Source organism: Pedobacter paludisoli, assembly GCF_052344095.1.
Classification (GTDB): domain Bacteria; phylum Bacteroidota; class Bacteroidia; order Sphingobacteriales; family Sphingobacteriaceae; genus Pedobacter.
Genome location: NZ_CP179926.1, coordinates 524,027 through 545,126, shown reverse-complemented (window position 1 = coordinate 545,126; position 21,100 = coordinate 524,027). Strand labels below are relative to the sequence as shown.

18 protein-coding genes are annotated in these 21,100 nt (G+C 37.0%); 7 read left to right on the top strand and 11 right to left on the bottom strand.

Features of this window, described 5'->3' with window-relative positions; translation table 11 throughout:
• Position 1 precedes the first annotated feature (1 nt).
• On the top strand, positions 2–709 hold the full coding sequence (locus tag ACJVDK_RS02260) for a LytR/AlgR family response regulator transcription factor (protein WP_443938663.1): 708 nt from the start codon (positions 2–4) through the stop codon (positions 707–709).
• Positions 710–725: 16 nt separating this feature from the next.
• Here the strand turns inward: ACJVDK_RS02260 and ACJVDK_RS02255 are convergent, their stop codons facing one another.
• The gene (locus ACJVDK_RS02255) at positions 726–1,268 is read right to left on the bottom strand and encodes a hypothetical protein (RefSeq protein ID WP_443938662.1); all 543 of its coding nucleotides are present in this window, start codon (positions 1,266–1,268) and stop codon (positions 726–728) included.
• A 403-nt stretch (positions 1,269–1,671) separates the two neighbouring features.
• Here ACJVDK_RS02255 and ACJVDK_RS02250 point away from each other — a divergent pair, with 403 nt between their 5' ends.
• Positions 1,672–1,869 (top strand): hypothetical protein, encoded by a 198-nt coding sequence (locus ACJVDK_RS02250; RefSeq protein ID WP_443938661.1) that lies wholly within the window; start codon positions 1,672–1,674, stop codon positions 1,867–1,869.
• Positions 1,870–1,984: 115 nt separating this feature from the next.
• Here the strand turns inward: ACJVDK_RS02250 and ACJVDK_RS02245 are convergent, their stop codons facing one another.
• The 6 genes from ACJVDK_RS02245 to ACJVDK_RS02220 all read right to left on the bottom strand — a co-directional run bounded on the left by ACJVDK_RS02245 (position 1,985) and on the right by ACJVDK_RS02220 (position 8,556).
• Positions 1,985–2,773 carry a hypothetical protein gene (locus tag ACJVDK_RS02245; protein WP_443938660.1) on the bottom strand — a complete coding sequence of 263 codons (789 nt, stop codon included), beginning with the start codon at positions 2,771–2,773 and terminating at the stop codon, positions 1,985–1,987.
• Positions 2,774–2,783: 10 nt separating this feature from the next.
• Positions 2,784–3,977, bottom strand: coding sequence for a hypothetical protein (locus tag ACJVDK_RS02240; RefSeq protein WP_443938659.1), 1,194 nt, complete (start codon positions 3,975–3,977; stop codon positions 2,784–2,786).
• Between the two features lie 81 nt (positions 3,978–4,058).
• Complete coding sequence (locus ACJVDK_RS02235; protein WP_443938658.1) at positions 4,059–4,619, bottom strand: biliverdin-producing heme oxygenase; 561 nt, start codon at positions 4,617–4,619, stop codon at positions 4,059–4,061.
• Positions 4,620–4,654: 35 nt separating this feature from the next.
• Positions 4,655–5,458, bottom strand: a complete 804-nt coding sequence (locus ACJVDK_RS02230; protein ID WP_443938657.1) for an HmuY family protein — start codon at positions 5,456–5,458, stop codon at positions 4,655–4,657.
• A 12-nt stretch (positions 5,459–5,470) separates the two neighbouring features.
• Positions 5,471–6,175: an HmuY family protein gene (locus tag ACJVDK_RS02225; protein WP_443938656.1), complete on the bottom strand. Its 705-nt coding sequence runs from the start codon at positions 6,173–6,175 to the stop codon at positions 5,471–5,473.
• 20 nt (positions 6,176–6,195) lie between these two features.
• The gene (locus ACJVDK_RS02220) at positions 6,196–8,556 is read right to left on the bottom strand and encodes a TonB-dependent receptor (RefSeq protein ID WP_443938655.1); all 2,361 of its coding nucleotides are present in this window, start codon (positions 8,554–8,556) and stop codon (positions 6,196–6,198) included.
• Between the two features lie 345 nt (positions 8,557–8,901).
• On the opposite strand from ACJVDK_RS02220, the gene ACJVDK_RS02215 reads away from it, so the two are divergent.
• Genes ACJVDK_RS02215 through ACJVDK_RS02205 form a run of 3 tightly spaced genes read left to right on the top strand, consistent with a single transcriptional unit; the run spans position 8,902 to position 11,697 of the window.
• A complete protein-coding gene (locus ACJVDK_RS02215; protein WP_443938654.1) occupies positions 8,902–9,744 on the top strand; it encodes a heme/hemin ABC transporter substrate-binding protein in 843 nt (280 codons plus the stop codon).
• Position 9,745: 1 nt separating this feature from the next.
• Positions 9,746–10,780, top strand: a complete 1,035-nt coding sequence (locus tag ACJVDK_RS02210; RefSeq protein WP_443938653.1) for a FecCD family ABC transporter permease — start codon at positions 9,746–9,748, stop codon at positions 10,778–10,780.
• Positions 10,781–10,785: 5 nt separating this feature from the next.
• The gene (locus ACJVDK_RS02205) at positions 10,786–11,697 is read left to right on the top strand and encodes a heme ABC transporter ATP-binding protein (protein WP_443938652.1); all 912 of its coding nucleotides are present in this window, start codon (positions 10,786–10,788) and stop codon (positions 11,695–11,697) included.
• 140 nt (positions 11,698–11,837) lie between these two features.
• On the opposite strand, the gene ACJVDK_RS02200 is transcribed toward ACJVDK_RS02205, so the two are convergent.
• Positions 11,838–12,812, bottom strand: a complete 975-nt coding sequence (locus tag ACJVDK_RS02200; protein ID WP_443938651.1) for a helix-turn-helix transcriptional regulator — start codon at positions 12,810–12,812, stop codon at positions 11,838–11,840.
• Positions 12,813–13,083: 271 nt separating this feature from the next.
• Here ACJVDK_RS02200 and ACJVDK_RS02195 point away from each other — a divergent pair, with 271 nt between their 5' ends.
• Together ACJVDK_RS02195 and ACJVDK_RS02190 are read left to right on the top strand one after the other, a co-directional pair.
• The gene (locus ACJVDK_RS02195) at positions 13,084–14,439 is read left to right on the top strand and encodes an alkaline phosphatase family protein (RefSeq protein WP_443938650.1); all 1,356 of its coding nucleotides are present in this window, start codon (positions 13,084–13,086) and stop codon (positions 14,437–14,439) included.
• Between the two features lie 395 nt (positions 14,440–14,834).
• On the top strand, positions 14,835–15,998 hold the full coding sequence (locus ACJVDK_RS02190) for a cysteine desulfurase family protein (protein ID WP_443938649.1): 1,164 nt from the start codon (positions 14,835–14,837) through the stop codon (positions 15,996–15,998).
• A 716-nt stretch (positions 15,999–16,714) separates the two neighbouring features.
• Here the strand turns inward: ACJVDK_RS02190 and ACJVDK_RS02185 are convergent.
• Genes ACJVDK_RS02185 through ACJVDK_RS02175 form a run of 3 tightly spaced genes read right to left on the bottom strand, consistent with a single transcriptional unit; the run spans position 16,715 to position 21,086 of the window.
• Positions 16,715–17,602 (bottom strand): SMP-30/gluconolactonase/LRE family protein, encoded by an 888-nt coding sequence (locus tag ACJVDK_RS02185; RefSeq protein WP_443938648.1) that lies wholly within the window; start codon positions 17,600–17,602, stop codon positions 16,715–16,717.
• Positions 17,603–17,605: 3 nt separating this feature from the next.
• The gene (locus ACJVDK_RS02180; RefSeq protein ID WP_443938647.1) at positions 17,606–19,366 is read right to left on the bottom strand and encodes an ABC transporter ATP-binding protein; all 1,761 of its coding nucleotides are present in this window, start codon (positions 19,364–19,366) and stop codon (positions 17,606–17,608) included.
• Complete coding sequence (locus ACJVDK_RS02175; protein WP_443938646.1) at positions 19,350–21,086, bottom strand: ABC transporter ATP-binding protein; 1,737 nt, start codon at positions 21,084–21,086, stop codon at positions 19,350–19,352. Before ACJVDK_RS02175 ends, ACJVDK_RS02180 begins: the two co-directional genes overlap by 17 nt.
• Between the last annotated feature and the right edge of the window lie 14 nt (positions 21,087–21,100).

Below are 21,100 nucleotides of genomic sequence, written 5' to 3'. Positions count from 1 at the left end.
TATGAACTGTCTCGTTGTTGATGATGAATTACTTGCTGTTGAGTTAATTGAAGATAATCTTCGAAAAATCCCCTTTTTAAAACACATCGCTTCCTGCAGAAATGCAAGTGATGCACTTCAGGTTTTAAGCATACAGCAAATCGATTTAATTTTTCTCGATATCAAAATGCCGGGCATCAATGGCTTGGAGTTTATTGAAGCGATGGACAGACCGCCCATGATTATTCTCATCACGGCCTTTGAACATTATGCCCTCGATGCTTTTAAATTAAACGTTGTCGATTATTTAGTTAAACCCGTGGCATTTACCCGCTTTTTTTCTGCCGTTAATAAAGCACGAGATTTATTTACCCTACGTAAAAGACCATTAATTTTCGAAAATGACCTCGATCACCATTTCTTTATTAATGCAGGATATTCGTTGGTAAAAGTCCGCATGACAGACATTGTGTATATAGAAGGCTTAAAAGATTACGTTAAAATTCACCTAACCAATGGCAAATCCATTATTACCCGAATGAATTTAAAAGACTTGATTGAGAAACTTCCTCCAAACAATTTTATGCGTATCCATCGTTCTTTTATTGTGGCATTGAATAAAATTGAAGCCGTACAAAAATATCAGGTGTTGATTTCTTCGACTGAAATACCCATTGGCGAGTCATACCGCGATTCTGTTTTAGAATATGTAAGCTTGCACAATTTTTAAATGCTGCTACCGCGGATTAAACTTTGAGTATTTCTTTTGTTAAAGGATAACGTGCTGCTAGAAAGCCATTCTTTTGCTGCACAAAGTCCTCATAAAATGGTTGATTCTGCATAGCCATAGATATGTCTTCATGCAAAAGGACCTTTCCTGTATGCTTTTGAAAAAAGGAAGCTACAAAACTTACTGCCTGCCAAACAGCCGGTTCTAAAAAAAAATCAAACGCTTTTAGAATAGTATTCCACTCTGTTTTAACGGTTGATAGAACAAAATAGCGGGCCACCGGGCGAACGTGTTTTTTAAAAAGTGTGTATTCTTTTTCGGCGCCTTCCGTTTCTAAATAAGTGGCATCGAAAGGAAAATATGCTTTCTCTGTTTTAACCAAATCAACACCGTGTTTAAAGATAGTGGTGGAACAAATTCCCGAGATACTTATGAAAGCTAAGTGATCGTAAATTTTGGGATATAAGGTCTTCTTGGCGTCTCGTACAATTTTTAAACCCGCTTCGTTTTCCAAATCAACGTGTTGCAGTAAAAATTCTTCTTCAAAATTTAAAGCCATAATGTATTGGGCTGCATGCACAAAACACACGTTCGCAGATAAACATGGTTTTGCAGGTAAATTCTGTAAATACAAAATAGAGAGTTGCACTGTTTTTTGTTCGGTTTTTAGAGCTTTCTATGCGCGATTGAATCGCACTAAAATTACTTCTAACATAGTATATTTTGCTGATGCAACAAAGAAAATGAAGGCCTAGAGAGCTTAAAAAAAGCTAATCTCCTCTATTTTAGGAACAAAAAAATGCAAAATCAAGAAGCGTAAATTAACTAGAATAAACTTCAGAAAAATGGTTTTTCTTCTCAAAAAAAATTAATCAGACTGATAATGAAGCCTTAACCCATTCTTAATGCAAGATGCGCAAATTAGACTTTTAACATTTACTTACATCTTATATTTTTGTGATATGGCAACAAACATCAGAAAATCTATCCAGAATAAAATTGAATCGCTGACCAAAGAGGTTGAGAATGCACAAATTGAATTAAAAAAATGGGAAAAAATTGCTGCTGATTATGAAACGAATCGCGAAAGTATCGATTCTATCCTTTCTATACAGCTTGCAGATGCTCCTGAAACCGCACGCCCTAAAAAAGCTAAATAATTTTCGACCTTAATTAAGCTCGTTAGCTTATAAATAGTTTACATGTAAAAGGCCAAATTTCTTTAGAAATTTGGCCTTTTACATTACTGAATAGCTATTCTTATAAGATTAAATGTTATATCCCCCATTTAGTAGGCATCGATTCTATTTTATTGTTTGCTTTTAATGCTGTACCAGTCGTTTGGGTTTCCAGACTGCTGATTTTCATCTTTAAGATATAATTTTCAATCATATATCTTACATTCACACCATCTGTAGAATAGGGTACTCCCGGTTTATGGTCGGTTCCGTTGTTATAATTGGTAATTCTCAGTTGAATTTCTTGATTCTTATGATCGTAATTTTCTAAAGCATACGTAAAAAGAAGTCCAGCTGCATTCACAACAATCGATTTGTTTGCTCTATCGTAGGTGTATTTTGAGTTTATAATATCATAAACATGTTTATAATCGGCCACATACGAAGCATTGATATAGAATACGCCATTAAGAGCTCGGCCTAATCCAAATTCAAAAATTGTTTTTTGACTTACATTATACACCTTAAATAAATCATCAATTTTCTTCCATTCTCCTTCTACTCCAGTATCTGAAATACTTTTCTTTTCAATGGTTTCCCATTTGGTACGATCGAGAACGATGGGTAATGTTGCATTTACTTCTGCCATTAATTCATTCATTTCATCAGCCGTTTTTAGTGCTGAAAGATCTGCTTTGAAACTAGTTCTCTCAGCCTCGGTTAAATTGGTAGCATTGTTTAATGCTTCTCTATTTAAGCTTCTGGTCTCTTCTAATGAAAGTTTGGCTGTATCTTCAGGCATATCGCTATCCTTCGAACATCCTTGAAAAAATAAACTACAAACTACTAGTAAAAAAGAGATGGTTTTCATGCTGTTCGTTTTCATAGTCTACCTTTTATAGTTTACCAGTATTTCCTAAATTGATTCTTTCAGATCCTAAAGCTCCCATCGAAATGACAACAGTTGTACTTAAGCTAAGTCCCTGAAGATTTGATAGTGTTGCACTAAAATTAGTCGTGTAGATTGGCAAAACAGCTCCGTTTTTAGCAGCGTATAAACTCTTAGTAGAAGAGTAAACATTCGTTTTATTATCTTTAGTTACAGAGAAACCCAGCGAAATGCTGCTCAAAACTCCTGCATTATTCGAAGGATCTCTGTACTTAATTCCATCTGCTCCAAAAAGAGTTACATCAAAGCCTGAGGTAGTTAAAGAAACATTCATGTCTGGAGTGGTGCTGGTTGATCCGATTTTCAATTTGGTAATATCGTACTCTAACAACGGTGCTTCTACCTCAATGCTTTCAGTTAACAAGGCTTTACCTGAAATTCCATTTTCTTTTGCGTACACAACATAGGCTTTATACATGCCTGGAATTACCTTAACTGGATTTCCTTTTTCATCAAGCAAATTATCCATGGCAATGTAAAAACGCTTTAAATAAGCGGCATTGTTTGTAGCGTTGGTAAGGTCATATGTATATTTCAATGCTGGATTGCCGATATTCTCAAGATAAAGTCCCATTGAAACTAACTTATCCTGATAGGTAGCTAAATCGAACTTAATTTGATTGGTATTTATGTTAAATCGCAGTTTATTTGGCGTTTCCGTTGAACCAATAAAGAATGATAAAGCTGGATTTACCACTTTAAAATCGGTTAAAGTAATTTGTTCTGTAATGCTCCGCTTATTCTTGTTCTTTGCTACAAAAAGAAGTGTTAACGTGTATTTCCCTTCGGTTAACGTTTCTCCCTCTATCGTACTTGGAATTTTTATCAACTCATTAAAAGCAAATGATTTACTTCCTGATCGATCGTATTCATTTTTTAAAATAACTTTCTTGGTTACGCTATCTGCTAATGAAACAACCACACTATCAAAAGTTGAATTCATCACAGAAGCATCAAATGAAAGGCGAACATTATCTGAAAAGCTGAACGTTTTGCTATCGTAACCAACTTGCAGATTTTCCACCACGATGTCTTTCTCGCTAATTTGAGGGGGAACTTCTAAATCATCCTTCTTATTGCATGAAAACAATGAAACTATTATTAAGAGTATTGGGAGTGATTGTATTAATTTCTTTATCATTTTATATTTTTTAAATTGTTAATTTATCCATCAACTTCAACCTTAATAAAGGCGAAATAACAGGTACTCTACCTATAAGTTTTAAGCTACTTTTACCGCTGTAAAAACGTCAGAAAAATGTGTAAAGGCGGCATTTGCGGCATCAACAGCTAGTTGTTCTTCTGCTTCGTTTTTTGCTGATGCGTTTAATACCTCAACAAAGCGACCCCACATTTCTCCTGTTTGAGCACCATAACCCGAGAAAAAGGATACTCCTGTTTGAACACCTACTTTCGCCAACATTTCAACAATAATTCTACCTCCCATAATTGAACCTTCCATTACATAAAGTGCGCCTAAAGCTTCCTGTGTATTGGTAATTTTTGGAACGGTTGTTAGTGGAAGGTCGGTTGTATCGAAACCTAAAGCTTCAATATCTCTTTTTATGTAAGAAGCATCGCGGCGTTCAGCATAATCTGGTAATACTTCTGGTGTGATATAAGGTTCAATTTCATTTCTTAAATGATCGAAATAGGCATAAAAATGCTTTAGTAAATCAGCATAATCTGCTGCAGATCTAATCGATTTAAGTTTAAGAACTACTTTTTTCTCTAATTCCTGGTGAGCAGCTTTTGTAGCTTCTTTCAAATTTGTGCTTAACATTTTTTTATATTTATTTTTTAGTTTTTATATGTGTTTTATTTTATTTCGAATTTTGTGCTTCCGGCTGCTGCTAATACATATTCAAAAGTGAAATACATATGAGGAATATCTCTCGACCAATCACTAATCTGAAAGGCATCTTTATAGCAGCTGATAATTTTTACTTTGGCATAATTTCCATTTGCTGTTTTCACAACGATAGTTCGCGGCGATATTTCTGTGCCATTTAGCAAGGTTAAACCTTCGGCTAATGAGTAGGCAACGTGTTGCTTTTCATACATTCCTGTTCCCATCTTCAATCCAGTATAATCGTATAAATACCATCCCGTACCTGAACCATAATCTCCTGCATCATCCGTTCCTATTATATTTTTGCCCGTTTTAAAAAGTGCATCTGCAGGTATATCTGTTACCTCATTAAATGCTTTTTCTAAAATTAAAACACCCCCTTTGCCAGCTGAACCGTATCCAAAATTTGTGGAAGCAGAACCGTTATTTCCGCTTAAAAAACTATTAAAAAGTCCGCCAAAGGCGATGTCCCATCGGGTTGTTTTTGCATCTTTAGCCTCCTTAAGTTCTTTTGTTTCTAAACTGAAATAAATAACCGGAGCAGCGGTTGCGCTGTTATTATCGGTAGATGCAGGTAAATTCTCCACACGATGTATCGTATTAAATGCTACAGGCACGATTACTTCTTCTGGTTCTGTTACTACTTCTGTTTTCTTACAGCCTACTGTAAAAACCGAGGCGATTAAAAGCATTGCGAAGAAGCTTGAGTAATAACCCTTTGCAGTTCTTTTAAAGCTCATTTGCGTATATTGATTCTTGCTGTTATTCATCTTAATTAAAATCTATTTCGTGCTTAAATTTTTACTCCCATCTTGTTGAACAAAATAGCGGAACGTGAGATACGGTGCAGGCCAATTCAAATCGGTAACCGCTGGCGGATTGCCTTTGTATACACTTATTAATTGCAACTTGGCATATTTCCCATCTGGCAAACGAATGGCATAACAGCGATTTGGTATGGCATTCATGATGTGGCTATTTAAGCTATAGTAAAACCAACCTTGTGCATCTTCACTTGCACTCCAACCAATTTTTTTCAGCTCACTAGCGTTAAAATCGGTGTCGGAAGGTGCTTGGGTTACCGATTCATACGATTGAGGCATCATTACTACGGCGCTTTCAGCAGGGCCTTCGTTGCCCGGATTGTAGGCATATTTTTTATCGTTCACATAAATTTCGCTGTTGTATGGGCCGGTAAAAGCAATATCCCATTCTTTCGTTTTTAACCACCTGGCCGAATCGGCTGCATTGCGAATCCAGATCTGCTTCTGATCGCTGAACCGGAAAAGGAAAATGTAAAATGCACGTTGTACTTTTCCATCAACGCCCGCCGACATGGAAGCTTCGGTATCTCCTGCCAAATCGCTTACCACGATACTCTTTCCATCTTGAAGCGAGCTTGTTGTATCTTGAACCTCTTTTTTACACGAGAACAACATCCCTACTAATAGAGCCATTACTGCGATATGGAGTGCTTTGTTTATCATAATTTTTTTGTATTTCTGTATTAATCTTTAAAAAATCGATAACTTAATCCTGCTAAAATTACCCTCCCAGGTTGACCAGGAATTAACATATCGGTATAATTCAACAGGTTATCGGCGGTAAGCCGAATCGATGCATGTTGCTTTAGTATTTTTTTCTCAATGGACGCATTCAGCAAAAAATATCCTTGAACAAAAGTGTCGTAGCGATCGATAAATTGATTGCCATTTCGATCGCCAAATGGATATTTCCCTCGATAATTCACGCGTGCATTCACACCTAAATCTAAAGGTCGGTAGGTGTAAAAAGCTTGCAGGTTGAACATGTGCCTTGAACGATTTTCAATTCCCCAATAATCGTTTGTGCTTACTGGATAAGAGTTCCCCGTAGCCGGATCGTGAATATTCTGGTTGTATGGATAGTTCCCTTTTGCAATGCTGTCTATCACACTCAAATCTTTTGCTATCAGAAACTGATAACCCATGGAGATTTCCATGTCTTTAAGCGGAGTAATTTTCAGCAATGCATCTATTCCTTTATTGACCGCTTCTGGTAAGTTTTGATAGGTATAAATGTTACGGTTATTGCTGCCCGTTGCAACTTGGATACTATTGATTTGGTTTCGTAGCTTGTGGTAAAACACACCTCCTTCTAGCTTTAGCCATTCTTTTGGACTCCAGGCAACACTCGCATTTAAGGATTTACTCTTCTCGGCTTTTAAATTCTCATTTAAGGTACTGAGCAGATAATTTCTAATTTCTGAAATTTGACCTTGGGCTTGAAGTTCATCGAGGGTCGTTTTAAGCACCTCATTACCAATAACTAAATAATTTGCGACCGGATTGTAAAACACTAAATAGCGCGTTTTAAAGTCAGGCGCTTTAAATCCAGTTCCAAAACCCGCCTTTAACTGTAACTTAGGTAAAACTTGGTATTGTAATCCCAAACTTGGGTTAACCCTACCAGCGTAATTATTGGTATAATCGTAGCGTAAACCTGCAACAGCACCTATTTTTTCGGTTATCTTCACATCCCCTTGGGCATACACAAATGCGGCATTCATCGCGGCTGGATTTGTGAGCGAGGCATCCCTCATGGTCTCGGTGCTACCACCTAAACCTGCCGTAAAATTTACATGATTGTCAAGGCGATATGCAAATTGTTGCTCCAAACGGTGCAAACGCTGTTTAAATACTTCATTGGTAACTGCAGAAGCTGAATTTTGCCAAAACACATTCATATCGGAATTGAAATCGGTATAATAATATCGTGTAACGCTTTTCACGCCCGATGAAAAGGTATAATTGTAATTGGCTCCCAGGTTAATTTCCTGCTCATCTTGTGTATCTTTCGAAACATTACCCAAACCAAAATCCTTCTCCATAAATGAGCGGCGTAAACCATAACGTCCACTTAAACTCAGTATTCCATTTTTTGTTAATTGATAGCGCAGTCTGCCCTGAACGGCATAATTATCATATGGAGGAGCCGTTGTTCCTGCTTGAATGTAGCTTGGGTTGGTATTAAAACCATCACTGTGGTAATAATTTGCCGATACATTTGCCGATCCTCGCTGTGATGCAAAAGGTGTTTCGCCTTCAATTGTCGCATCGGTAATGTTTAAACTTCCGTAGGCTATAGAAGCCATACCTTGTGGCACTACCGCACCATATCGCGTAACGATGTTAATCGCGCCACCCAATGCATCGCTTCCAAATAAGCAAGAAGATGCGCCTTTGATAATTTCTATGCGCTCAATGTTCGCTACACTAATTCGTGATAAATCGAAATTACCATTGTTCCGCCCTACCATTGGTTGACCATCAATCAAAATCATGATATACTCGCTACCAAAACCCTGCATTTGAATACCCACCGAACGTGCGCCACCACTAATGTTGTTTACAATGGCAATTCCTGTTTGTTCCTTTAAAACTTCATCCAATCTTCGGCTTCCCATTTTTTCTATCGTGCTTCGACTGATGATGGTAACAGGCATCGCACTTCTTTCAACTTGCATTAGGTTATCTGGGTCATCTTTCTTTGTTGAAATTTCTACATCGTCCAATTCTTTTTCTTCCTGTACCAATGAAACATCAACCCTCGTTACTTGTGAAACGGTAACAGTGACTTGTGTGTGATACTCTTTAAAACCCAACATGTGAACAAAAACTTGGTAATTACCCGCATATAGATTGTTAAATAAAAACTCTCCTTTCTTATTGCTTTCTGCCATGTGGCGATCAGGCTCCAAACGAATAGTGGCTCCGGTAATCGGATTTCCACTTGCATCTAAAACCTTGCAGCTTAAGCTTCCTTTTGTCTGCGCGGAAACGTTGATAAAGAAGAGTGATATGATTAACAATGCGTAAAAATTTTTCATGTAATGTGTGCTTTGTCTTAGCGAATATTATTTTTAATTATTCTAAATTAAGACAATGCAAATCTCTGAAATACGCTCTAAAAGGCTCTTGTGCTATCCGTATTTTAATTTGTGCTATCCGTATTTTGTTTTGTGCTATCCGTATTTTATTTAAATGACTTACTGGGAGCAAATCATGAATCAATACAAAAACAAAAACAACAAACAATTAACTATCAGTTAGTTAAAAAATAAAAACTTCTAATAATAAAAATAAAGAATACGCATTAATCAAATTTCAACACAGAATATCCATTTGTAATTAATCTATATAAAGCTTTGTTTTGTCCTTGAGAAACAAAATTCATGAAGCAAATAGCACGAAGTTTATTCATAAGCTTAAGCCTGATTTTATTGGCAAGCACGAAGGATTATGCACAAGCAAAAAGGATTATTACCTTAAGCGGAGCCATTAGTGAGACTGTTAATGCCTTGGGTTTAGGAAAAAATATTATTGCGGTTGATGTAACCAGTGTTTGGCCTGAGAATATTAACCGATTACCTAAAGTGAGTAAAAACAGATCACTTTCAGTAGAGTCTATTCTCTCCTATCACCCCGATTTAATACTTGCTCCGGTAGGTGATTTATCGAAAGAAAACTTGGTTCAATTTAAAACAATGGGTGTTAAAGTTTACCAAATAAAACAAGAATTTTCGGTAGAAGGATCGAGCAAATTCATTAAGCAAATTGCCAGTCCAATTGGTATCCCAGGCAAAGGAGAATCTTTGGCGAAAAGTAATAATGAGGCAATAAAAAAAGCTTTAAATGAGCGCAAAATGAAAACCAAAACACCTAAAATTCTTTTCGTATATGCACGTGGTTCAGGAACGATGAGTGTGGCAGGGAAAGGAAGTAATATGGATGCGATAATCACCTTAGCAGGCGGCAGAAATGCCATACAAGAATTTACTGATTTTAAACCATATACCACCGAATCGATGATTAAAAGCATTCCAGATATTATTTTGATGTTCGACTTTGGCATGAGCAGTTTAGGTGGAAAGCAGGCTGTTTTACAAATGCCTGGTGTGGCGTATACCAATGCAGGCAAATCAAAAAAGATTATTGAAATGGATGGTCCACTTTTAATTAATTTTAGCACACGTTTGCCAGAGGCGATAAAATCTTTAAACTTAAAAATTCAGTAGGATGAAAAAAAGTTTAATTTATTGTTCTTTGTTTGCGGCTTTAGTAGTTTCCATTTGCTTAGCATTGAGCCAAGGCTCGATGAAAATTCCGATATCAGAAGTATGGAAAATTTTAAATCCTCTTTCAGTCAATTCAGTAGACATAGACCCTATTTTTAAAGGAACCATCCTCATGATTCGTTTACCACGATTACTGATGGGAATACTTGTTGGGGCAGCATTGGGTATTTCGGGCGCTGCGATTCAAGGAATTTTCAGAAATCCTTTAGCAGAACCGGGACTCATAGGGATTTCGTCTGGCGCCTCGCTTATGGCGGTAATTGTAATTGCATTTGAAACACTTTTATTTACAGGAATTAGTAGCCTTTTGGGGTATTATTTACTTGCTTTCGCCGCTTTTGCTGGTGCAGGAATTGTTGCATTTCTGGTGTACAACCTTTCTAAAACCAATGGACAGGCAAATGTGACCACCATGTTGCTGATTGGTATTGCCATTAACGCGCTTGCAGGAGCTTTAACCGGTTTAATAAGCTATCTAGCTACCGAACAACAACTGCGCAGCATAACCTTTTGGATGCTAGGTAGTTTAAGTGGGGCAACTTGGCAAAATGTATCCTGTATTTTTCCCTTTGTTCTTATTCCCGTACTCGTTCTTCCCTTTTTTGGTAAAGGATTAAATTTGTTTGCCCTAGGCGAAAAACAAGCAGAATTAATCGGTATCAATCCTTCAAAAGTAAAAGCAAGGGTCGTTTTATTCGCCACATTGGCTGTTGGTGCATCCGTATCTGTTTCGGGTATCATTGGCTTTATCGGCCTATTGGTACCTCATCTGATTCGGTTATTAGGTGGAGTTGACCATAAATTTGTTTTACCGGCTTCAGCACTTTTGGGAGCGGTCGTGTTAACCTTATCCGATTTAATTGCCCGTATTATTGTGCAACCTATAGAATTACCCATCGGTGTAGTAACCGCATTGATTGGGTCGCCCATCTTTTTATACATCCTTATCCGGGATAAAAATAAATCAACATACTAAAAGCGATGCTTAGAATTGAATCCATCAGCCTTGAAATAGGAAAAAGAACTTTATTAAAAGACATTTCATTCAGTACTAAACCGGGTGAAATTATTGCGATACTCGGATCAAACGGCGCTGGTAAATCTACCCTCATGTCGGTGCTTTCCGGAGAAAAGAAGGCCGGTCAAGGCAGAGTCCTTATCGAGGGCAAAGAAATTTCGAGCTTCAGCAAAAAGGAATTAGGGGCAAAAAGAGCTATGCTGCAACAGCAAAATCCACTCAGCATTGGCTTTACGGTTAGCGAAGTAGTGATGATGGGCAGATACAGTCGTTACAAAGGAAATCCAAAAGAAATTGATTTAAGAGCGCAAACGGAAGCTATGGCAATTTGCGGCATCACCGACTTAGCAGACAGGTCCATGCTCACCTTATCAGGAGGAGAACAACAACGCGTACATCTTGCGCGCGCCTTGGCTCAAATTTGGGATAGTCCTAATGCCTTATTATTACTCGATGAGCCCTTAAACAATATGGATTTGCAATATCAACACCTTACGTTGGCCATTGCAAAAGCTTTTGCGAAAAGATCATTTACCGTGATTATGGTACTGCACGATATAAATTTGGCAGCACAATATGCTAATCGAATTATCATGCTAAAAGATGGACGTAAATGGTGGGACGGTTCTCCTGCCGAAGTATTGACCCCACAACATATGTTTACGGCATTTTCCATCCATGCTTTGGCACACACCGATTTAAGAAGTTTAAAAACTGTTGTGGTTCCAAAAGAAATTGTAATGGATTTAGAAGATTTCAACTCTTGTACCACACAAACAAAAGAATTAAATCCATTAGAAGCAGAAAGAAAAAATATTAGCTTTGAAAACGCAGAGCGAGTTGAAACTGTCTATAAAAAAGCAGCAGAACTGTAAGTCTGCATCCTCTAGAATTTGGGTAGATTTTGGGCAACAACCTAAAGTGAAAGGAACTCGAAAAAATATTCGATTAAAAGTATAGGTTTTTGCAGCAAAAAACAGGTTTTTAGTACCTGGGGAAATTGATGTTTATCCTATTAAACTCGAATATCGCTGGGTAAAATGCCGTAATATTTTTTAAAGGCATTGGTAAAACTCGCCTGATGTTTGAAGCCAATTTCCATTCCTACTTCATACATATTCTTGCGTTCCTCGATAATTAGCTTCTTGGCCATTTCCATCCGTATGCGCGTAATGTAATCGTAAATAGTCGTACCAAAATACTTCTTAAAACCGTTCCTCAACTTAAACTCATTCAATAATACCATTTTTGATAATTGTTTATGCGTTGGGGGATCACAATATTGCTGTTCTAAAATTTCTCTTGCTTGCTCCAGCTTTGGTATATCACGCTCAATTAAGTCTTCGCGTTCTATTTCGGTATGCTGACTAAATTGCTCTAACTGATACAAAATAAGCTCCGTTATTCGGGCATCCGTAAAAAGGCGCTTTAGCTCTCCTTCTTGTTTACAGTTTCGAATGGCTTCTATTGTGCGACGCATTTCGAGGGTAGCGGATAAATCTTCTTCAGAGAAGGAGGTACTTTTCCCTTTCTCCATCTCTTGTACGAAATGATCGTGCAAAGGCGAATATAAATCAACTAAATTGAGGTAATAATCCTTCGACAAGACAATCATGAAGTAAATAAATTCTACGTTCGGCTTTACCTCATACGAATGTTTTGATGAAGGTATATAGCGAATATTGTGTCTACTGTGACCGTATTTTGAATGTTTTTTTTTGTTATCTATCTGACTTTTACTTATAATAAATTGACTGGTAATGGCCTCTCCTTTGACCTCTGTGAGGATTTTGGTTGCTTTTTCGAATTTCATTTCCGAATACACCAAGAAAAGCCCATTAGTAGATAATTGATAATTTTGAATGCCAATAGGTGCCTCTTTTATACTTATTTGCTTTTCCGACAAACGTTGATTTGATCCAAACTTATCCGCAATTTCTTCTTTGAAAAGAAAATCTTTATGATGTTCTATTCTCGCACTAACAATCATTCTTCTATCTATTAATAAGTTGAATTATAAGGTTAATCCAACTTAAGGCCAAAGATATAAATTTATTTAGACTGATTATAAATAATATAGATTTATTTTGATTAAAGCGCATTAAAACGTTTTTATCTAGCGATTAATTGACTAGACTAAATACATGGAAGTCATATCGATTCTCATAAAATTTTGCCGCACACAAACACACTTAACCTTTTAATTACATAGCCTTAACCTTATCGGTACACGTAGCCTTTATTTTCGCACAAAAAAAAGAATGAAGAAAATATTTGGCAGCATTGCTGCTTGCTTATTGGCTGCAGTTATGGCACATGGCCAGGAAAAACATGTGTTGTTAATTAGCATTGATGGTTTACGTCCTGAATTTTACTTAGACCCATCTTGGGGAATGGTTAATGTACGTCAAGCTATGAAAACCGGTTCGTATGCTGAAGGCGTTCGCGGAAGTTTTCCTACCGTTACCTATCCGTCACACACCACCATCGTTACAGGTGTTTTACCTGCTAAACACGGCATTCATTACAATACACCAGTAGAACCGCTTGGAATTTCGGGCAAATGGTTTTGGTATTATAAAGACATTAAAGTACCTACCCTATGGACCGCAGCAAAAGACGCTGGTTTAACCACCGCAGGTGTGAGTTGGCCGGTAACAGTTGGTGCTCCTATCGACTATAACTTACCGGAATATGTAATCCTTCCGAAGGATAAAGGTGAGAAGAAAGACGAAATTAAAGCCCTTTACGAAGAATCAAATCCAAAAGCCTTGTATCAGGAAGTACAAGATCATGCCATTGGTCAGTTTGGACAATACGGCGCATCGATTGACTTCTTCACAAGCGACCAAAATAAATCGAGAATGGCAGCTTACATTTTACGCAAATACAAGCCCTCTTTTTTAGCGATTCACATTGCTTTGGTTGATCATTTTGAACATGAAGAAGGTCGCGATGGCGATAAAGTTCGCTCAGCTGTTCAAGGTGCTGACGTTGCCGTTAAAACTATGCTTGATGCTTTGGAAATGGCTGGATTAAAAGAAAATACAACCGTAATTATCACCGGTGATCATGGCTTTGTTGACATTCATTCGCAATTTAATCCGAATGTTCTTTTATCAAAAATTGGCTTATACGATAACGACCATAAAGAAAACTGGAAAGCCTATTTCCAAGCAAGTGGTGGCTCGGCCTTTTTACATTTACGCGACCCAAAAGACAAAGCAACGTTAGATAAAGTAAACAAAACCTTAACTGATTTACCAGAAGGAATGAAAAAATTATTTCATGTATTGGATAAAAATGCTTTGACTGCTGCTCAAGGCGATCCGAATGCATTCCTTGCATTGGCGGCCAATCAAGGTATCGCTTTCGGAGCTACTGCAAAAGGCAATTTACTAAGCGCTGCTAAAGGTGGTACGCATGGCTATCTTCCAACCGATTTTAAAGAAATACAAACTGGATTTGTAGCTTTTGGCCCTGGAATTAAGCAAGGTGCAGTATTACCACTCATTGGACAAGAAGATATTGCTCCGCTCATTGCAAAACTTTTAAACTTAAAGCTAACTACCGACGGCGTTTTATATCCAGGTATCTTAACTCCTGAAAAAAAATAAAGTCTATCCTCTTATTTTTGAATCCCCAATAAATTGAAAATTTTTTGGGGATTTTTTATTTTAATCGAAAAAATACCAGAAGTTTCTAGGCATCAAAAATATCCAGAAAAGAACAACAATAAACAAATACGCGCTTAGCTAAAACGTTTAACCTAATGGAGATACACAAATTTTTAAACGTATTTAATCTATATGTTCCTAAACCATTCCGGATATTTTTTATAATTCAGCCATCTAAAAGCTTCAAAACTATACATTTATCGGAAATATCTATACAAAACAATAAAATTTACGGATTTTACGTAAATTCTTGATTTTTAACACAATAAATATGCATTTTTGTGATATATTAATCAATCATAAAAAGACAACTAACACTAAACATTATTGTTCATATGAATCAAATCACCTACTTAGATAATGCTGCAACTACGGCTTTAGATCCGGCAGTGTTAGAAGCAATGATTCCTTACCTTAGTGAAAACTATGGTAATCCATCTTCTTCTTATTCAATTGGCAGATTAGCAAAACAAGCTATTGAATTATCAAGAAAAAAAGTAGCGGATCTTTTACACGTTAAACCCACCAATATTTATTTTACCAGTGGCGGTACTGAGAGCAACAACACAGCTATTGCTACAGCGGTAAAAACAATGGGTTGTACGCATATTATCACCTCGCCTATTGAGCACCATGCAGTTCTTAATACGGTAGAGCATTATAGTCAAGTTCATCAAGTTTCTTTCTCGTATGTTCAATTAAATGAATCGGGAAAAGTAAATTTAGCAGATTTAGAAAAGCAACTTGCTGAGCAAGCAGCTAAAGGAAATAAATGTTTAGTAAGTTTAATGCATGCTAATAACGAAATTGGAACACTTTTAGATATTCAGGCTGCAGGTGCTATTTGCAAGCAATTTGACGCTGTGTTTCATTCAGACTGTGTACAAACCATCGGTCACTACCCCTTGCTATTAACGGAGTATGGTGTTCATTTTGCTTCAGCTTCAGGACATAAATTTCATGGACCAAAAGGCACAGGAATTCTTTACGTAGCTGACGGTGTTCAAATAACTCCGCTTATTCATGGAGGTGGACAAGAACGTAAAGGTAGAGCAGGTACTGAAAATGTACATGGAATTATTGGTTTTGCTAAAGCACTTGAATTAGCTACGCTCAACTACGAAACAGAACAAACCTACATTCAAGCGTTAAACAGCCGCATGCGTGCTGGTTTACTTGAAAATTTTGAAAACGTTTCATTCAATAACGACGAAAATTCATTGTATACCGTATTAAGCGTAAATTTTGAAGGACCAATCGGAACAGATTTATTATTGGCCCACTTTGATAGAGCAGGAATTTGTGCCTCTGGCGGAAGTGCTTGTAGCAGCGGCGCTTCATACGGAAGTCACGTGCTAAATGCATTAAATTTAAAAACAACAGGTGCTACTATTCGTTTTTCGTTTAGCAAAATGACTCAAGCGCATGATATCGACTTCGCTCTTGAAACCATTAAAAGCGTTTTTGAAAAAGCTTCAGCTCCTGTAAGCGCAATATAAACAACACACATATATATAAGAACGTCTCATAAGTAATTTTGAGGCGTTTTTTTTTTGCTTTATGGGTCCATGGAAGCACCTATCAACTGATAGCTACCTAACGATTGCTATCGTAGCTGAATTATACTCCTTTCAACATGCTTATTCGAACTTTTGAAACAACATAAAACAGGAATTACGTTTAGTTTAATCGCAAAAAATTTGGAATTCATCCTAAAAATAAATGATGTGATAGATGGTTCTTTCAAGATCCACTTTAGGTAGAAAAGAAAAAATCATTTCCGTTGTTTAAATAGAGCAGCTTTGCCCTGAGAATAACCAAAAAAATAACATAATTTACATCAGTTTTACCGAAAGAAAAAAGCTTTTTTATGTCAGCTAAGAAAGACAAATACTGTTTTAGTTTTCAGAGCAAAAACATCTAAATTTTAGCCAAAATAAACTTTTTTAGCTATTTATACTTTTATACAGATTTAATAGCAAGACAAAAAAGTCTTAAAAATAAGAAAGCCTTTCAATCCTGAAAAGGCTTTCTTAGTTGTCTATCCCTATATAAATAGGAAAGTAAAAATAGCTAATAATCTAAAAAAAAACAACTTATACCGGATCATGTATCAAAAAAATGACTTTTCTTATATTTTGCCCTTTTAAGCTTTCGATTGCAAAGGCTTAAACCGCAGATTGATGAAGCCTTTTTGCACTTACAATTGAGACCGCTATTCAATACCAAACGTATTCATTTTTATAGCATACAATGATTTTGATGCTGCTATGAATAGCGTACTTTTCTGAGGCCCACCGAAACATAGATTACCTACCCAATTCTCAGGCACTTCAATCTTTCCAATTTTTATGCCCTGTGGGGAGTAAATCTCAACACCTTTGCCACTGATGTATACATTCCCTCGATAATCAAGTGTCATTCCATCAGAACCTTTATTGATAAATAGTCGTTGATTACTTAAATGCCCATCCGATTGAATATCGAATTGATAGGTTTTATCTCCTTTCCGATCGGCTACGTACAGCGTTTTCCCGTTGGTTGTGCCCACAATTCCATTTGGACGAAGAAGTCCGTCTGAAACCATGATGGGTTTCTTTTTTCCCTTCGGTAAATAGTACACATTTTCGCTTGTCAGTTCAGGTTTTTGCCGTGTCCAATAATCGCGTTGATAGTACGGATCCGTGAAATAAATCCCTCCTTTTTTATCAATCCAAATATCATTTGGGCCGTTTACTTTCTTCCCATCCAAATCAGAAAACAGTATTTTAATCTTTTTACGCCTATCAATCGACCAAATTTGGTTTTGCTCATCTGCACAGACAATTAAATTGCCTTTTGCATCAAAATAAGTCCCATTCGCACGGCCACTTTTATCTAAAAATAAACTCAATTCTCCTTTTACTGAATACTTCCAAATTTTATCATTGGGTTGGTCGGTAAAATACACATTACCAAGTTTATCCGTCGATGCGCCTTCTGTAAACAAAAACTGCGAAGAAATTAACTTCAAACTGTCTTGAACAAACAAGGGAGCATTAGGCTGTTGCCCGAAAACAACACCAGAAAGTGACAAAAACGCAACTGTTAATAGTTTTTTCATCTTTTAGCTTGTTCTTTTTCCTTTAAGTAACATATCCAAAGCGTGTTGTAAAGTACCGGCTTTTTCTACGCTTCCTTCGTTTACGAAATAAATTTCATCCGCATTTTCAATCGTATTGAGTCGATGTGCGATAATGACCAGCGTGGTTTCTTTTGATAATTTTGCCAAAATACTTCCCAAAAGTTGCTCGGTGATGGTGTCGATATTTGCCGTAGCCTCATCCAGTATCAACAATTCTGGATTTCTTAAAACAGCACGCATGAAGGCTATCAACTGTTTTTGACCTAAGCTTAAGCCATCCGAACTAGCCGTTACCGGCGTATTCAAGCCTTCATCAAACATCGCTAATAAAGCATTCAAATTCCCCTCCTCAATAATCTTCTTCAACTCCAAATCGCTCACATCTTTATACTTTTCGTTACCGTATAAAATGTTGTCTTTTACCGTTCCACTAAATAAAAATGGCTCTTGCAAAATAAAACCAATTTTCTGTGTCCGCTCTTCCGCCGTGAAGGAACGAATGTCTTTTCCATTTAACAAAACACTGCCCTTGGTTGGGTCGTACAAACGCGAAATAAGCGAGGCAGTAGTGGTTTTACCCCCACCAGTAGGGCCAATCAGCGCGTATGTCTTCCTCTTTTCAAACTGCAAATTAATGTTATGTAAAATCTCCTTCGAATCGTCGTAAGCAAAATGTACATTTTTAAATTCCAACAGTACATCTGAAGATTCAACCTCGGTGGTTTCGAGCTGATTTAAATTAGTTTTCAGGGTTAAAATTTGCGAAATACGGTCCCAGCTGGCCATGGCTACTTGAAAACTCGTCCACAATGCAGCCAATTGACGCAATGGATTGTAAAAGTTAGTGGTATAGGATACGTAACTAACCAACAAACCGATGGTAAAATTACCTTGGGTAATTAAATAAATCCCAAACAGCAACACGATTAACTGCGCCAAACTGGAGAAGAACCCATAAACCGGCACAAAAATATTATTCGATAAACCCGCACTAATGGCCGTGTTATAATTTACGTCATTCGCTTCGTTAAAGCGTTTTCTGAAATAATCGCGACGATTGAAAACAATAATCGCTCTAAAATTATTTAAACTCTCTTGAATTTCAGCACTCAAGGCTCCCGTACTTTTTAAATTGAGGGCATTTTTCCTTTTTACCCAAGGAGATAAAAGTGTTGTGAAAAGCACAATTAAAACAGCTGGCGATAATGCCGCAGAACCCAACTCGAAATTTATCGATAACAGAAAAATTCCTGCACCAATCATTGTCACCGTACTCCCGATAAACTGCATAAGCGATTGAGAAAAAAACTGATTCACTTTATCGGTATCGTTATTAATTCTCGATATCAAATCGCCTGCTTTATTTTGATTAAAAAAAGCAACAGGAAATTCTTGCAATTTATGAAAAATCGCGTTTCGTAAAGTGTAAAGCATACGCTGCCCCACTCCACCCATTAATTTTGTTTGCATGTATCCCGTTAACATGGCACACGAATAGAGGCCTGCTAAAATTCCGGCAAACAATAAAACGCCATCAAATTGTTTAGTGCGAATATACGTATCAACCGTGTGCCCAACCAAAAGTGGTCCCACTAGCAGTAGTCCTGAATTTAGCAAAATGGTAATCAGTGCGAGAATTAAATTCTTCCGCTCTGCGGATATAAACTTGAGTAATCTTCTTAACGCCTTGTAAGTTGATTGCTTTTCTTGTTGCGACGTTAATTGATTAAGATTGTAATTCATAATTACTCGTACTCTGTTGTGAATGATAAATTTGAACGTACTCAGGACTACTTTTCAACAAATCTTCGTGCGTTCCTTCGGCAATAATTTCGCCTTCCATTAATAAAATTACTTTTTCGTATGCGGTTACAGACGCTATTTTCTGCGTAACTGAAAGCAAGGTCAATTCCGGATAATTGCGCTGAATATTTTCCAAAATTTTCTTCTCCGTACGGGCGTCAACACGTGCAGTAAAATCATCCAGCAATAAAATACGGGGATTAATGGCCAAAGCCCGCGCTAACATAATCCGTTGTTTTTGTCCTCCGGATAAACTGGTACCACGTTCAGAAACGATGGTATCCAATTTTTCAGGAAGCGACTCCACAAAATCTTGTAGTTCGGCCGTTTCAATGGCTTTAGCCAGATACTCATCCGTTACTGTGTCGCTAAAAGCAATGTTTTCGCGAATGCTCATATTAAACACAATGCTATCTTGAAAAACAAACCCTACCTGCTTATGAAAAGACTCTTGATTATAGGTTTCAATCACTTTATCATCAAACAGCACTTCGCCTGCCTTTGGTTGTACCAAACCTGCCAAAACATACAGCAACTGTGTTTTACCTGCTGCCGTAGGACCAATAATCGCTGTTTTAGAACCTGCTTTAACCGAAAACGAAACATCCTTTAACACCGGTTTTTGCCCAAACAATAACGAAATATCTTTCAGCTCGATATTTCCAGTTAATTCTTCTGTTACGGTACCCGGATGTTTTATTTCAGCGGCATTTAAAACGCCTTCAATGCGTTGATAAGAGGCCGTTGCTCCTGCAATCACATTACTCATAAACCCAATAACCAAAATCGGAAATATAATCAACGACAAGTAGCTATTAAATGCTGTAAACTCTCCCAAACTCATTGAATCCGTTATCACATAGTGTCCACCTAAAACCAAAATACACAAACTGGATAAGTTAGCGACAAAAACAATAATGGGAATTAAGCCCGCAAAAAGACGCAAAATACTTAAACCTAAATCCTTTGCTTTGGTATTGGCTAAAAGAAATTTATCATACTCTAATTGTTGCGAATTTACCACACGGATGATTGCCGAGCCTAAAATACTTTCGCTAATTACTTTATTTAACCAGTCGATTACTTCTCTGCTTTGCTTAAAAATTACACGAACCTTCGTTAAAACAAAGTAAAAAGCCCCTCCAATGATGGGAACAATTGCAATAACACATAGTGCCAGTTTCCAGTTGATCGAGATTAATAAAATACTCGCTCCAATAATCAAAAAAACTGAAGAAACAATGGAAACAATTGCCTGCGAGACAAACATTTTGATGGAATCAACATCGGATGTCAAATTCGTTAGCAATTTCGCAGGGTTTGCCTGATTAATGTAGGCATGATTTTGCCTCGAAATCTGATTGGCCAATTTACGCCTTAAATCTTTTGCTACCCGTTCCGATGCGTAGGTTTGCACCATACTTTGCAAATACGTAAACAGAAACACCAATACAATGGCTACGCCAAATTTAATAAGGATGGTATTTGCTGAAAAAGTATGATGCGTGTAACTATCAATTCCTTGTTGCGTAATTTTGGGTAAAAGCAAATTGATACCATTACTCAGCAAGGAAAAAAAAATGAGCAAATAGATCATGGGCTTATAATCGCCCAGCAAACTAAAAACACTTGTTTTTTTTGCTTGTTTTGTTTCTTTCATTTAGTTCTGTTATT

Excerpts from the sequence above, each read along its gene's own strand:
- ACJVDK_RS02260 (WP_443938663.1), top strand. The coding sequence starts at position 2 with ATGAACTGTCTCGTTGTTGATGATGAATTACTTGCTGTTGAGTTAATT.
- ACJVDK_RS02255 (WP_443938662.1), bottom strand. The coding sequence starts at position 1,268 with ATGGCTTTAAATTTTGAAGAAGAATTTTTACTGCAACACGTTGATTTG.
- ACJVDK_RS02250 (WP_443938661.1), top strand. The coding sequence starts at position 1,672 with ATGGCAACAAACATCAGAAAATCTATCCAGAATAAAATTGAATCGCTG.
- ACJVDK_RS02245 (WP_443938660.1), bottom strand. The coding sequence starts at position 2,773 with ATGAAAACGAACAGCATGAAAACCATCTCTTTTTTACTAGTAGTTTGT.
- ACJVDK_RS02240 (WP_443938659.1), bottom strand. The coding sequence starts at position 3,977 with ATGATAAAGAAATTAATACAATCACTCCCAATACTCTTAATAATAGTT.
- ACJVDK_RS02235 (WP_443938658.1), bottom strand. The coding sequence starts at position 4,619 with ATGTTAAGCACAAATTTGAAAGAAGCTACAAAAGCTGCTCACCAGGAA.
- ACJVDK_RS02230 (WP_443938657.1), bottom strand. The coding sequence starts at position 5,458 with ATGAATAACAGCAAGAATCAATATACGCAAATGAGCTTTAAAAGAACT.
- ACJVDK_RS02225 (WP_443938656.1), bottom strand. The coding sequence starts at position 6,175 with ATGATAAACAAAGCACTCCATATCGCAGTAATGGCTCTATTAGTAGGG.
- ACJVDK_RS02220 (WP_443938655.1), bottom strand. The coding sequence starts at position 8,556 with ATGAAAAATTTTTACGCATTGTTAATCATATCACTCTTCTTTATCAAC.
- ACJVDK_RS02215 (WP_443938654.1), top strand. The coding sequence starts at position 8,902 with ATGAAGCAAATAGCACGAAGTTTATTCATAAGCTTAAGCCTGATTTTA.
- ACJVDK_RS02210 (WP_443938653.1), top strand. The coding sequence starts at position 9,746 with ATGAAAAAAAGTTTAATTTATTGTTCTTTGTTTGCGGCTTTAGTAGTT.
- ACJVDK_RS02205 (WP_443938652.1), top strand. The coding sequence starts at position 10,786 with ATGCTTAGAATTGAATCCATCAGCCTTGAAATAGGAAAAAGAACTTTA.
- ACJVDK_RS02200 (WP_443938651.1), bottom strand. The coding sequence starts at position 12,812 with ATGATTGTTAGTGCGAGAATAGAACATCATAAAGATTTTCTTTTCAAA.
- ACJVDK_RS02195 (WP_443938650.1), top strand. The coding sequence starts at position 13,084 with ATGAAGAAAATATTTGGCAGCATTGCTGCTTGCTTATTGGCTGCAGTT.
- ACJVDK_RS02190 (WP_443938649.1), top strand. The coding sequence starts at position 14,835 with ATGAATCAAATCACCTACTTAGATAATGCTGCAACTACGGCTTTAGAT.
- ACJVDK_RS02185 (WP_443938648.1), bottom strand. The coding sequence starts at position 17,602 with ATGAAAAAACTATTAACAGTTGCGTTTTTGTCACTTTCTGGTGTTGTT.
- ACJVDK_RS02180 (WP_443938647.1), bottom strand. The coding sequence starts at position 19,366 with ATGAATTACAATCTTAATCAATTAACGTCGCAACAAGAAAAGCAATCA.
- ACJVDK_RS02175 (WP_443938646.1), bottom strand. The coding sequence starts at position 21,086 with ATGAAAGAAACAAAACAAGCAAAAAAAACAAGTGTTTTTAGTTTGCTG.